We start from the raw sequence: 14036 nt of genomic DNA, 5'->3' as shown, positions 1-14036 counted from the left end.
CCCCAATTGTGCCGTACTCATTTCGGCTCAGGCTGGTGTATAGTTCTTTCTAACTCCGTCTTCCTTTGATTAGTTACTTCCGAAGCATACTGCCTTCCCGCTTATTTTTGCTGGTCTTACTGTTCCTGGCTATCCGGTTGCCTCTTATCTTCTTGGGTATACCTGCTACCGTATCCGAGCTATTGTATATGCTGGTAGGGGAGCGTATGGCAGATGGCTTTGCCATGTACCGCGACATCTACGACACGACGGCTCCACTTTCCGCTTTCGTATATTGGACCATCGATGTGATAGCAGGGCGCTCATACCTGAGTTACAGACTCACTGCGACGTTTCTGCTCCTCTTTCAGGCGGTTATGCTTAACCTGACACTTAACCGGCATCAGGTATATGCAGGAAAAGGTTACATCCCTGCCTTGCTATACCTGCTCATGGGCAGCCTTACCTTTGAGTTTGACATGCTGACGCCACTGCTCATTGGCAATACCTTTGTTATCCTTTCACTCCCTTATATTATTACCATCTCAAGGGAGGGCTTCGAAAACAACCGCCTGTTTGTAGGGGGGTTTATGGTGGGTCTTGCAGCGCTGAGCTATTTGCCTTTAGCGCTTTTTCTGCTGGTAGCGGCCTTTGGAGTTGTTCTTTTTGCTTCCAATACCTTCCGCAGCTTTCTGTTAATGCTTTGCGGCTTTGCCTTTCCTTACGCCGTGCTGGTGACCTATTACCTTTACACTAATACTGCGTCTTATTTTGCAGAGATGCACTTGCTGCAACCCTGGCAGTTCGGCATCAACCCGCTGGTTCCGCCGGCTCACCTGGCGCTGGCACTGGCGCTGCCTGCAGGGCTTTTGTTGCTTTCGCTAATCAGCACTACCTCACTGCCCCAGCGCCTGGTATTCCAAGGCAAGTTTCAGCAACTCATGACAGTATGGCTCGTGGTGAGTATAATAGTGCTGATCACCCGCAACGAGTTATCTGTAGGCTCCTTCGTAATCATACTGCCGCCTATCGCCTATTTCGGCGAGTTCCTGTTTACAAGCCGCATGAAGAAATGGATACTGAACCTGCTGTTTTTTATCCTGCTAGGTGGAGTGGTGCTCATCCGATATCGGCAGCCACTAGGTTTAGCTTCTTTTGTGAAGATCGATGACTCACAGCTACTGTTGCCAAACAACAGTACTGGAGATGTGATCAGGGAGAGCTCGGTATTGGTGCTTGGGGATGACCTGAGCTATTATGAGCACAACAAACTGGCTACGCCATACCTGAACTGGCAACTTTCACAGCGTCACTTCGGCCGACTCGATGAGTACCAGGCCGTGTATGACCTCTATCAGAACTTCCGCCTTGAAACTCCTGACTACATTGTAGACCAGGCTGGCCTTATGCCACAGTTAAAACACAAACTGCCGTCCGTTTTCGAAGGATATGAACCTACTCAAACAGCGGCAGTTTATAGAAAAGCTCGTTAAGCAGCTATATCTGATTTAGCAAACCGGAATTTTATCTACACGATTCTGGTGGCGTCCACCTTCAAATTCTGTTTCTAAGAACACACGTGTCATATCAGCCGCTACGTCCTGCGACACAAAGCGGGCAGGTATGCAAAGGATGTTGGCATTGTTATGCTCCCGTGATAGCTTAGCCAATTCTGTCTGCCAGCATAGGGCAGCTCTTACTTCCTGGTACTTGTTAGCTGTCATGGCTACACCATTACCGCTTCCGCAGATCAGGATACCAAAATCAGCTTCTTTGTTTACCACAGCCTTCGCCAGCGGATGCACATGATCCGGATAGTCTACTGAGGCATCTGAACCAGGACCAAAGTCTGTCACTTCGTGCCCTGCCGTCTCCAGCTGCTCTTTCAGCAAGCTCTTGTATGTAAAGCCGGCGTGGTCGCCGCCTATTGCAATTTTATATCCCATCGTTTTAAGCGTTATTTTCGTTCAGTCTTTTCAGATCGCGCTGTATAATTCTTCTTGATACGCTGATACTAACTTCATACAGAATGATTAGCGGAAAGGATATCAGCAACTGGCTAATCACATCCGGAGGAGTGATTACCGCAGACACAATCAGGATAACGATAATGGCGTGTCGGCGGTACAGCTTCATGATCTCCGGTGAAAGCAGTCCTGCCTTGGTGAAGAAGTATACAATAACCGGCAACTCAAACATAAAGGCACAGGCCAAGCAAAGCGTGGTCAGTGTCGAGATGTAGGAGGAAAGGTCAAACTCATTTACAATAGACGGATCCACCTGATACCCTGCCAGGAAATTAATCGAGATAGGGGCTACCACGTAGTAGCCGAACAACAGCCCCATCGCAAACAGCACCGATACCCAGAACACCGCACCACGTGAGTTTTGCTGTTCCTGCGGGTATAGGCCAGGCTTCACAAAGCGCCAAATCTCCCAGAAGGCATACGGAAAAGCCAATGCCAAGCCAAGTACCAGCGACACCATGATGTGCATGGAGAACTGGCCGCTCATTTGCCGGCTTTGTATCGTAAAGCCCAGGTCTTCTATACAGAATGCGCTCGATCCAAAATATTGGCTGACTTTACACATCATCTGGTAGCTAAAGAAGTCCGTACGAGACGGAGCTAAGATGATATCGTGAAAAACGAAGCCTTTGGCAAGAAAGGCTGCAGTAGCAAACACCAGGATGGAGGCCACTGACCTTATAATGTGCCACCGCAACTCCTCTAAATGGTCCACAAAGGACATCTCCTGCTGCTGTTCCGCTCCCTCGAGGTGTGGTTGGTCCATTAATGATGGCTTATAAGTAAATTCTTATGATTGAATTAGTAAGCGAAAAGTGGATAGTCTTTCATCCAGCTGTTCACTTCTTTGCGCACAGCCTCTATTTTGCTTTCGTTGTCGTGGTTAGTAAGCACATTGTCCATCAGCTCAACTATGCGAGCCATGTCCGTCTCTTTCAAACCACGTGTCGTAATCGCAGCAGTACCTACGCGCATACCTGAGGTCACAAACGGCGACTTATCATCAAAAGGCACCATGTTTTTGTTGATGGTGATATCCGCCTTCACAAGCGTGTTCTCAGCCAGTTTGCCTGTTATACCTTTAGAACGCAGATCGATCAGCATCATGTGGTTATCTGTGCCTCCTGAAATGATATTATAGCCTCGCTCAACGAAAGCCGCAGCCATTGCTTGCGCATTCTGCTGCACTTGCTTGATATAGCCCATATAGTCATCAGAAAGTGCCTCATAGTAAGCAACCGCCTTTGCTGCGATCACGTGCTCCAGTGGCCCGCCTTGTGTACCCGGGAATACAGCACCATCCAGCAAAGACGACATCATGCGCGTTTCGCCTTTTGGTGTTTTCAGACCGAATGGATTTTCAAAGTCTTTACCCATCATGATCATACCACCTCTTGGTCCGCGCAGTGTTTTGTGCGTGGTAGTCGTAATGATATGGCAATGCTCGAACGGATTGTTCAACAGACCTTTTGCAATCAAGCCAGAAGGGTGGGAGATATCGGCTAACAGCAGAGCACCAACCTCATCAGCTGCTGCACGCAATTTTTTGTAGTCCCAATCGCGGCTATAAGCAGAAGCTCCGCAGATGATCAGTTTCGGCTTCTCGCGACGGGCTGTTTCTACTACTTTGTCAAAATTGATCAGGCCTGTTTCCTGCTCCACGCCATAAAAGCTTGGCTGGTACAGTTTACCTGAAAAGTTAACAGGCGAGCCATGTGTTAAGTGACCTCCATGCGACAGGTCAAAGCCAAGAATTTTATCACCTGGCTGCAGCACCGCCAGCATCACCGCTGAGTTAGCCTGTGCACCTGAGTGAGGCTGTACGTTCACCCAGGTAGCTCCAAAAAGCTCCTTTGCACGGTCGATCGCCAGCTGCTCAGACTGATCCACAATTTCGCAACCGCCATAGTAACGCTTACCCGGCAGGCCTTCGGCGTACTTGTTGGTCATCACACTACCCATGGCTTCCATCACCTGCTCCGAAACGAAATTCTCGGACGCGATCAGTTCGATGCCGTGGGTCTGGCGTGCTTTCTCTTTAGCAATCAGGTCAAATATAGCTGTGTCTTTCTGCATGGCTGCTTTGGTTTGTTAATCTTTCAAAATTAAAGCTTGCACCTGAATAAACCAATGTTTCAAAAGTTTATCTACGACGACGGCAAAACTGCCTGCGTTCTTATCTTTAATCTCTTTGGGCTTTTGGTACCATTTACCTGTTTATAAACAGCAACTGCTATAAAGCAAGCAGGCCCGCCATTGTTGGCGGGCCTGCTTTATGATGGTATTTCTCAGATTACTGCTTCAAGAGCTTCACCTGTTCTGTCTTACCGTTAAACTCTGTCATCAGGATATAGATACCTGTTGGCAGGTTATTGTTCAGGTTCAGAATGATTGTGTTCTCACCCTCTTCGATGTCGTAGCTCAGGTTCTGAACAGCCGAGCCGTTCATGTTCACGATGCGTACGTTCAACTTACCTGCTCTGTCTGCATTGAACACCAGCTTAGAGTCAGCATTAATTGGGTTAGGATATACTCTTGGGCCAACTGCCAGGTTCACTCCGTTAGACGATACGGCTACTACCTTGCTGTATTCAAATGTACCATCCAAGTCCACCTGCTTCAGTCTGTAGTAACGTGTGCCGTTGAAGTTTCCTTTGTGGTTGAACTGGTAGTCCTGACGAAGTGCAGTTGTGTTTACTTCACTGTTCACTTTGCCTACTGCCTTAAACTCACCTTTAAGGTCTTCCGTCATCTGCACCTCGAAGTAATCATTGTCAAGCTCAGAAGCCGTTGCCCATGTCAGCTGAACACCATTGCCTTGCTTCGTAGCATTGAAGGCGATGAGTTCTACTGGGAGTGGGGTGATTCTAGAATTTAGCGTAACATTTACTGACGCTGCGTCAAAAGCGCCATGGATGATTACACCATTCTGATCACTTTCTGCTTCCGCTGGTGGGTTGCTTCTTACGTAGATAGTGGTCGGAGCTAGTGTACCGTCTGTTGCACCAGTCAGCGTAATGCTTCTGCCCCAAGTTCCATCTTCCCCAGTAAGTGACATCTCAAAGTTGTTTGGAACATTACCCGCCGAGATAGCTGGTAAAGCCAAGTTTACATCCAGTTCACCTACAGCTAGGTAACTTGCGCTAACAGTGTACTCTTGCATTTCAGATGTTTCACCTGCTACTACGTCAAAAGTAAGGCTAGACTTAGAAACTGTAATCGTTGGCCTTGCAATATGCAGCTCTACAGGAGCACTTGTTTCTTCATAACCTAGTGATGTAATCACAACGGGGCCTGTTCTAGCACCTTGTCGCACCACCATGCGAACTGTAGTTGGGTCAACTTCGGTAAAGCTCAGTATGTTTCTATCACCTACTCTTACAACTCCGATGTCTTCCAACTGATAACCTCTTATTAGCACCGTTTCGTTGATCCGTGCTGGGTTAGCGCTTGTGATTTCGCTTCCATCCGCCTTCTCGAATCTTACGATTACAGGGCTGGTTACCGTGAATTCAGCCCAAGTTGTAGAACCCGCAGCATTTTGAACCTCGATAACACCTGTAATGGCATCTCTTGGCACTTCAACTGTTACCCAGTCTCCGTTCTCTTGGTCATACTCTACAACTCTTGCAGGAATTTTAGACCGGTTAGCAACAGCAGGTATCGCTGTTCCAGTACCGTGGCCTTCAAACCATACGCTGATATTTCCACTGTTATTGCCGAACAAATCCCACAGGTTAGCACCATTTAAGGTAATGGTCTGCAATGCCTGCTGCTCTGTTTCGTCGATGCTCGTAATAACAGGAGCTTTCACGATTCGGAATACATTTGCGCTGGTAGCGGTATTTCCTGATGTACGTGGCGTTGTTACCAGTATTCTTCCTGCTACCGCGTTGGCTGGCACATTCAGTGTAATTGCTTCACTTGTATTTGAGATAAAGGCATCCGAGTTTACAGTAATGTTATCCTCAGTATTATCGCTTCTACCCAGGAACGTCACGCTTGTAGCTTGGTCGAGGTTAGTACCTTTGATGGTAAGTGTGGTGTTTACTAAACTTGAAGTTGGGCTGAGTGAAGTAATGGTTGGTGCACCGATAACTGTAACCGTTGATGACACTCCTGTACCGCTGCGGCTTGTTACATGTACTGTACCTGTTTGAGCATCTGATGGCACTGCCACCACTAATACATCTGTACCTGTCTCAGTAGAGCTGTAAGTAGATTCATTCAGTATTGTACCAGCTATGCGTGCACTTCCCGTTCCTGCAAATGTTACAGTTGGAACAGCTGTGTTAACATCGTCTCCATCGTAATACTCATCAAATCGAGTTCCTGTAATAGTTACAGTACTTACGCCTGCATATACCCTATCATTAACTACGCTTGCAATAACTGGTTTGTAAACAGTCAACAGCGTTGATGTTACAGAGCCACTTTCTGTAGTTATAATTAGTCTATTGTTACTACCTGCAGGCATTTCAGGAGCTACAAACTCTATTGTAGTCTCATTTACCACGCGGTAACCAGTTACATCGTTTAGCGGTATCGAAACTCCACCATATGATAAACTTAAAACGTCAACGTAGTTTGTGCCAGTTACTGTTACACGCTGTTTTGCATATACTGCGGTTGGTGATACAGATGACACAGTTGGGGCAAGCACTTCGAAGTAGTAAGGTACGCTAGTTCCACTACCTGAACGCACTGTTATACCGCCTGAACGTGCATTAGGTGGTACTGTTACTGTTACTGAAGTGTTCGTATAGCCATCCTGAACAACTGCAGCTACTCTTTGATTTGAATTCAATCCTTGGAACTCAACTATTGGTCTTGCGTCATCTTCGCCGCCAGCTCCACCATTGAGTTCTTTATTCCAGAATTTCGTAAAGTTTATGCCTTCTATGGTGATGACTGTCCTATCAGCATATCCTTCCCGTAGGGTTGTTGATGTAATTACTGGCTCAATAACAGTATAGTTACCCGTACTTGTACCTGTTCCAGCTGGAGTTGTTATAGCAATTGGTCCAACCCCTGCATCAAACGGTGCTGCTACGATAATCTGCTGAATTCGCTCAGGATTATTGCTGTCTTCGTCTGGAGCATCAACTACGGTTATACCTTCTGTTATCTTCTTACCATTAAAGTCCACTTCAGTAGCACCAGTAAAGTACTTACCGCTGATTGTTACTAACTGGTCAGCGTAGCTTTCATTTGGAGTGAAAGTAATGTTAGCTGGTACTGGCACTACAAAGTCGTCTTCGCTCTCTACGGTACCTCCTCTGGCAATAATGGTAATTGGGCCAGTAGTAGCATCGGCAGGTACGTTTACCGTAAACTGCTGATAAGCTACCCCTCCAATCTCAACTGGATCAAGCACTATACTTGTCACGTCTTCTACCTCTGCCTCGTTGAATAGGATTCCTGTTATACCTTCAAAGTTTGTACCTATGATAGTCACCTCTGTTCCACCCACACCACTTGTTGGGTTAAAAGAGTAGATGCTTGGCTCAGGTATAACTGTGAATTCTTCGGTTGAACTATGACCTCTCTCACCATTTACTATCAACGTAAGTCGGCCTGTTTGAGCTCCTGTCGGAACTGTCACTGTCAGGGTACCGTCAGGGTTGTAAGTAGCGGCAGCCTCTGCTCCATTAAAATCTACTGCGGTAACTCCCTGATTCAGCAGCCAACCTGTAATAGTTACTACTGTAGCTGGTGTCGCTGCTTTTCCTTGGTTAGGTGTGAAGCTTATGATTTCTGGATTTCTTACCACTTCATAAGTACCAGTACTTGGCGCACTGTCGCCTGCCGTGTTCGTTACCATTAGCTTGCCTGTAACAGCATCAGATGGTACAGTAACAGTTATCTTTTGGTCTTGAACATTTACTGCAGTAGGAGCAACGTTTATGGTTACATCATCATCTTCATCGTTCTCATCGCCCAGGAATGTTACTACCATACCTTGCGCATAGAAGTTAGTGCCTGTAATCTCCACTTCGTTGCCCACTATACCTCTTGCTGGAGTGAAAGACGTAATGGTTGGTAGTTGGTAGATAAAGAACTCTCCGCTTGCATCTGAGCCAAAATTATTCGCTACCGTAATTACGCCTGTTATAGCACCTGCTGGCACGTTAAAGGTCATGGTAGAGTCGCTGGTAATTTGCAGGTTGGCAGCAGGTATAGCCGTTGCGTCCTCACCCACGAAAGTTACAGTTGTAGCACCACCGTCTTCTACTTCATTTAAGAAGTTATACCCAGTCATAGTAACTGCTGTACCTGCTGCTCCTTCGGTAGGAGTTATAGCCAGGACTTCTGGGCTGCGTACGATGGTAAACACAGCGGTTTCGGTTTCGTCAGCTGGGTTTATCACAAGCAGCTCACCTGTTTCAGCATTGGCAGGTATAACAAACTTCAGTTCAGTATCGCTTGCGTTTGGCGCTGCAAAGATTACACGTGCATCACCTTCATCTGGAGTACCACTCTCGCCAACGAAAACAACCTCTGACACATACTTCAGGTTGCTACCTGTTAGGGTAATTTTTCCTCCTCTTGGTCCTCGTAGTGGCTCAACTGCACTGATATCTGGTGCCAGAATCACATCGAATGTGCCATCCCATATTGCCTCACCACCCAAGGTGTTTACTTTCACAATACCCGTTGACTCTGTAATAGTGGCAGGTACAGTGAATACAATTTGAGTACCGTCATTGATTACAGCAAAACCTCCTACATTCTTATCATTTGCTCTTTCAACGGTGGCATTGCCAATCGTAACTGTTGTTGCTGTTTCAAAGTTGGTACCTGTGATGGTTACTTCATCGCCTACCAGCGCGAATGTCTGTCCGTCTTCTACAGAGAGATCTCCTGTTGTATTGGCAACGCTAGCAATGGTTGGAGCTGCTACGAATGTGAAGGTTTGCTCACTCTCTACAGATACGATAGTACCTGACAGACCTGGCGCATCAATACGAATACGGCCTGTTTTAGCATCTGCTGGAACCTGTACAACTAATCTTGTATTGCTGTTCCTTGTTAGTGGTCTCTCAATAGCTACTTCTCTATCATCATCTGTGTCGTTTTCGTCGCCTAAGAACACCACCTGACTGGCACTCGCCAGGTTAGTACCCCAAAGTACGATTTGCATACCTGGGCCTGCTGATGTCGGCTCGAACTGAATACCTTCTCCTTCATTGTAATCAGCAAAAGCAGGGGCAGGTAATGCAAATTCAGTTGAGGTTATACCTTCATCTGCAGCGCTCTTTACTGTTATAATACCTGTGCTGGCTCCCAGGGGAACAGTAGCTGTAATTTCGTTGTCGCTTACTATGTCGAATTCTGCAGGCACGCCATTGAAGAACACGTCTGTAGCTGCCAGGAAATACTTCCCGTAAATTGTTACTTCCGTATCTACTGCACCAGTAGCAGGTGTAAACTCCACTTCGCTTCCCTCTTCTTCAATTACTTGCCCAATCTGTGGGCCTAGCACCGTGAATTCAGTTGACGTTGCTGTGCCTGCTGGAGTAGTTACTGTTATCGGGCCTGATACGGCAGCGAGGGGGATGGTTATCGTTAATCGTGTATCTTTAGTGCCGTCTTCGAAGGTATAAGCTGCATCTACTCCACCAACCTTCACTCCTGTTACACCTGTAAAATAGCGGCCGTTCAATGTTACTTCATCGCCTGGGCCAGCGGATGTAGTGCTAAACGCTGGTTCTGCTGTAAATTCAGCATCGGCAAATTCTGGAGCTGGTACTTCAAAGTCCGTTGCGCTGCTAGCCTCTCCGTACGGAGTCACTACTTTGATAGATCCGCTTACAGCGCCAGTTGGCACGTTCACTACTATCTGGTCAGACGAAATATTATCTGGGTTTAGAGTAGCTGCTATTGCACCAAAGAAAACCTGGCTTGTTTCATCCAGATGCACACCCTTAATGGTCACCTCTGTGCCTGGCACCCCGAAGGCTGGCGAGAAACTTCCGAACTCTGGCTGTTGGGATACTTCAATAGCATCTAAGAACAAATAAGGTGTTGTACCTTCTCCTATACGCTGGAATCTTACGTTTGTAGCATTACTTGGCAGGTATACACTGTCGCGCGAAGGAACTGTTGTTGCAGAGAATACTCCTTCTTCAGTATACCCCGCAGCTCCTGCCACACTATAAGCAACGCGCATACTGGTGGGAGCTGTTGATCGCAAGCTGAAGCTCACCTTATAACCCGTTTGGCCTGTACCCGCTGCGTCTTGTAGCTTTACATCAACAAATGCAGTTGTTGCTCTAAGCTGAGCAGAGCCCCCAGAGTTGCTTGGAGTAATTTCTGCTCCATCTGAACTTAGGCCCCCTGATGTTACAATGCCACCTGCTGGTAGCCCTCGCCAAGGTCCATCATGAGTAAAAGGTGTTTGTGCCACCACTGTGGAAGCCAGACCCAGCATAATCACACACTGCAGGAGCAGTGAACGTATAAGCCGGCCTAATGGGGGAGTGTAGATTTGTGCCATAGCTAAAAGTTAAGAGTTAATAAATTTTTGTGCAGTTTTAATGCTAAGTTAATTATCACAAAATAAGATAATTTATCTTTTACTTTTGCAATATTAATCCCTGTTTTTTTGTCTGATTTTAACTTCTCTTTTCTAATATGCATTTCTGCTAATTTAAAGGCTATTTTCTAAAAGGCGCCTTTGTTATGTTATTTGAAAACTTTTCATGTTTATTTTCTATCAATAGAATTAAATAATGTTTACTCTTGACTTTTCAATGATTGCATAAAAATATTATATATAGTATTTTGGTATTATTTAATTTCTAGCTCTAATACAATCTCTGTTTTTTTCAAGCATTCAAACTCGTGCAATTAATGTTGGATTGCATACCCCTCTATGTATTTAAGCCAAAATATTAAAGGCTTTATTCAACCACTCTGATTTATGCATTAGTTATTTAATATTCAGCAAAAAACTGCATTATATATCATTTTTGGTCAGCAGTTTACGCATCAATTTGGATTAGAAGTAAGTTTTTATTTGATGATATAGTTTGAAGTAAAATACATTACTCACGAGGACGCTACATATCTAGAAATGTGTATATTATATTTAAATCAAAGTATATAGAAGTGTTTTAAAGCAAGTAGCGCTCTTCAGGTAGCATTCTCTTAGATGCTTAATCTATTAAGTTATTACCACAACAAAAAAGGGGCTGCAGAAATCTGCAGCCCCTTTTCTTTTTATAATGTAAGAACTTTCTATCGCTTCATAAGTTTGAAGGTATGCTTCGTATCATTGTCAAGCACACGGAGTACATACACGCCCTTGGTTGTAACACTTCTCATATCTACTGTAATAGAATTGCCCGAGGTTTCCTCAGTGCGCTGCTGCAATACTTTGCCCATCGCATCCATTAATACTACTTGCACATTACGAGATTCTGTACCATTAAGCGTCACAATAACAGCATCATCAAATGGGTTTGGATAGGCCGAAACTTTGCTATCACTCTGATTCAAAGCAACTGCTCTGATCGCTGAGTACTCAAACTTACCATCGAAGTCGATCTGCTTCAGGCGGTAGTAGCGAGTGCCAGATACAGCTTTAGTATCCAGAAAGCTGTAGTCTTGGCGTAGCGACGTAGTGCCAACTTTGCTTTCCACAAATCCAATTGCCGTAAAGTCTCTGGCATTGTTTGATACTTGTACCTCGAAACCTCTATTATCAAGTTCTGAAGCAGTAGCCCACGTCAGGTTCACTCCACGCGTGTCACGTCTCGCGTTAAAAGAGAGCAGCTCCACGGGGAGGGGGGCGATAGTTAATGTTCTCCACATTAAATCGTGTATGCCTATACCTTGCTGAGTTGAGCCACCTGCCCCAGAGTTCCTATATGTAATTACAACGCTACTTACTGGCTTATCAAATGTGACAGTCACATTTCCATCAGGCAGACCATCATCTGCAGCATTATATGTCGTTACAGCCTCAATACTACCAGTAGTAGTTATTGCATGCCTGTAGCTATGTATAATGTTTCTTTTAGTTAAACGAACTTCTTCGTCCCCATTGTAACCGATTATTTCAATATTATCTCTAAATTGATTCTGTTGTCTATCAATATCAAATAAACTGAACGTCAAATCATTAACTGGACTACTTAAGTTTAGAGTTATTTCTGTTCTGTTGTTATTATTTGCTCCTGTTTGTATGATTGCAAATGTAGGCGTGCCCTGAAATTCATTTGTAATATTAGCTGTTGTAGTTGTCGTACCAATACGATTTACACTCCATTCCATTCTCAAGCCTTCAACTGTATATTCATCATTGTCGGCTATTACTGACCTAACAAATGGCTGCTCATTATTTGGCCTACTACTCCAGCTAAACTTATCCAAGCCAACAGTTGGAGTACCGATTATAGTAATGTCATCTATACAATAAAAGCTAGTGTTCAAGTTAGGTGAATTGGTAATAGTCCACCTAAATTGAACATTACTTTTATTAGCAGCATCTTCTGGTAAAATAATATAGCTGCCTCCATTTACCCAATTCCATGCTGTGCTAGGAGTTAAATTACTTTGTACTTGCTGCCAAGTATTACCTTCATCAGTACTATAAGCCAATTGAGGTACATGATTTGTAGCATTCCCTCCAGATTTACGGTGCCTCCACATTATGCCAATATGCTGATAGCCGATAGTAGAAATGTTGTTGCTTAGAGAAAGGATTCTATCAGCTGTACCTGAAGCATTGTTCGTTCTAATATAATTTCCTCCTGACGCTTTTCCTGAATTCGTTACTGTACTCTGAGTTGTTGGAGTAAGGCTCCACCGTGCTGGAGAAGGTGTTGACAATCCTGTAACCTGACCATTGAAATTTTCATGGTAAAGTATAACGTGTGTTGTCAGGTCATCTGCGTTAGAAGGTGCAACGATTGTTGCTACTACTTCTGTCCTGTCACTTTCGCAACCTTGGGGAGTTTTTGTGGCTACATAATACTTCGTTGTTTGGCTAAGAGAGGGGGTGATAAATTCAGGAGTAGTGGTAGCGGTTGGCGATCCTCCCGTCAGAACAGTGTACCATAAGTAACTGGCTCCTGCGGGGGCTCCTCCTGCTATTAATGTAACCGAACCTGGGCCTACGCGCTCCGCGCCAGTAGCTGTAGGGGCAGTTTTCTCTACAACAGCTGTTACAGGCACCCTTTCGCTTTCGCAGCCATTAGACACAATAGACACTAAGTAAGTAGTAGTGGCTGTAATGTTTGGTGTTTGGTAAGTAGAATTAGTCTGATTACTTATTGGGGTGCCATTAGCATTATACCAGCGGTAGTTCCCGTTAGTAGAACCTTCTGCCCTTAAAGTAAATCTTCCACCCTCACAGCTTGTTGTTCCTGTTACAGTTGGAGCGTCTGGAGTCTGATTCACTGATAATGTTAATGCACTAGTCTCTTCAGTAAAATTGAATATAGCCCAATATGTATATCTTAGTCTGATTCTTTTTCCGTTGTCAGCAAACTTTGTTGATAAAGAGTAAGAATTGCCTGTCGCTCCAGGTATATCCTGAAAAGCACCCCCATTAACACTTTCTTGCCACTGCCTACTTAACGTGGTAAATGGCAAACCACTAGATGTAAACGTTACTTCCTGTCCAGAGCAGACAGTACCAGATGGTGTTCTTGATATGCTTTGGGCATCGGCTTCTGGAACTATCAGCAGGAAAAAGCTTAAGAACAGTAATGTTAAGATTTTGCCATTTAGAGCCGTTCCCAGGGCTTGCGTAGCAGACTGCAGGGTGGTCGCAGCCGAAGATTGGTTGTAGATGTGTTTCATGTGAAAAAAGGTTGGTTGTGTGTTTCTCTATGGTGAAATCCGCACGCGCGTGCGTAAAATTATAGGCAAAGGAATCCCATTATGCTTTTCTGAGCATTTCATTGCATTAAACCTGCAACAGAATAGGTATAAGCTAACTACTTAAAAGTCAAGAACTAGTTGTGCTTGATCTAAATTCTACTCACAGCCTATTAAAGATTCTGGAATTTTGCTTTG

Annotated in this window: 6 protein-coding genes; 1 reads left to right on the top strand and 5 read right to left on the bottom strand. The window is 45.0% G+C overall.

Going from position 1 to position 14036, the window contains the following annotated elements; genetic code table 11:
- The first annotated feature begins 107 nt into the window (after positions 1 to 107).
- Positions 108 to 1472: a hypothetical protein gene (locus tag I0P70_RS08610; protein ID WP_196116677.1), complete on the top strand. Its 1365-nt coding sequence runs from the start codon at positions 108 to 110 to the stop codon at positions 1470 to 1472.
- Positions 1473 to 1487: 15 nt separating this feature from the next.
- Here the strand turns inward: I0P70_RS08610 and rpiB are convergent, their stop codons facing one another.
- The 5 genes from rpiB to I0P70_RS21340 form a co-directional block, all read right to left on the bottom strand.
- The gene (rpiB, locus tag I0P70_RS08605; protein ID WP_196116675.1) at positions 1488 to 1925 is read right to left on the bottom strand and encodes a ribose 5-phosphate isomerase B; all 438 of its coding nucleotides are present in this window, start codon (positions 1923 to 1925) and stop codon (positions 1488 to 1490) included.
- 4 nt (positions 1926 to 1929) lie between these two features.
- Positions 1930 to 2772 (bottom strand): twin-arginine translocase subunit TatC, encoded by an 843-nt coding sequence (tatC, locus tag I0P70_RS08600; protein WP_196116673.1) that lies wholly within the window; start codon positions 2770 to 2772, stop codon positions 1930 to 1932.
- Between the two features lie 35 nt (positions 2773 to 2807).
- Positions 2808 to 4082: a serine hydroxymethyltransferase gene (gene glyA, locus I0P70_RS08595; RefSeq protein WP_196116671.1), complete on the bottom strand. Its 1275-nt coding sequence runs from the start codon at positions 4080 to 4082 to the stop codon at positions 2808 to 2810.
- A gap of 217 nt (positions 4083 to 4299) precedes the next feature.
- On the bottom strand, positions 4300 to 10179 hold the full coding sequence (locus I0P70_RS08590) for an IPT/TIG domain-containing protein (RefSeq protein ID WP_196116669.1): 5880 nt from the start codon (positions 10177 to 10179) through the stop codon (positions 4300 to 4302).
- Positions 10180 to 11249: 1070 nt separating this feature from the next.
- The gene (locus tag I0P70_RS21340) at positions 11250 to 13820 is read right to left on the bottom strand and encodes a T9SS type A sorting domain-containing protein (protein ID WP_230392077.1); all 2571 of its coding nucleotides are present in this window, start codon (positions 13818 to 13820) and stop codon (positions 11250 to 11252) included.
- Between the last annotated feature and the right edge of the window lie 216 nt (positions 13821 to 14036).

It is taken from the genome of Pontibacter sp. FD36, from assembly GCF_015686655.1.
Taxonomy (GTDB): domain Bacteria; phylum Bacteroidota; class Bacteroidia; order Cytophagales; family Hymenobacteraceae; genus Pontibacter.
Note: the sequence above shows the minus strand (reverse complement) of the source record. Positions and strands in the feature narration are given on the sequence as shown.

What these genes read in the sequence shown, in the direction of transcription:
- rpiB (WP_196116675.1), bottom strand. Translation starts at nt 1,925, where the DNA reads ATGGGATATAAAATTGCAATAGGCGGCGACCACGCCGGCTTTACATAC.
- tatC (WP_196116673.1), bottom strand. Translation starts at nt 2,772, where the DNA reads ATGGACCAACCACACCTCGAGGGAGCGGAACAGCAGCAGGAGATGTCC.
- glyA (WP_196116671.1), bottom strand. Translation starts at nt 4,082, where the DNA reads ATGCAGAAAGACACAGCTATATTTGACCTGATTGCTAAAGAGAAAGCA.
- I0P70_RS08590 (WP_196116669.1), bottom strand. Translation starts at nt 10,179, where the DNA reads ATGCGCGTTGCTTATAGTGTGGCAGGAGCTGCGGGGTATACTGAAGAA.
- I0P70_RS21340 (WP_230392077.1), bottom strand. Translation starts at nt 13,820, where the DNA reads ATGAAACACATCTACAACCAATCTTCGGCTGCGACCACCCTGCAGTCT.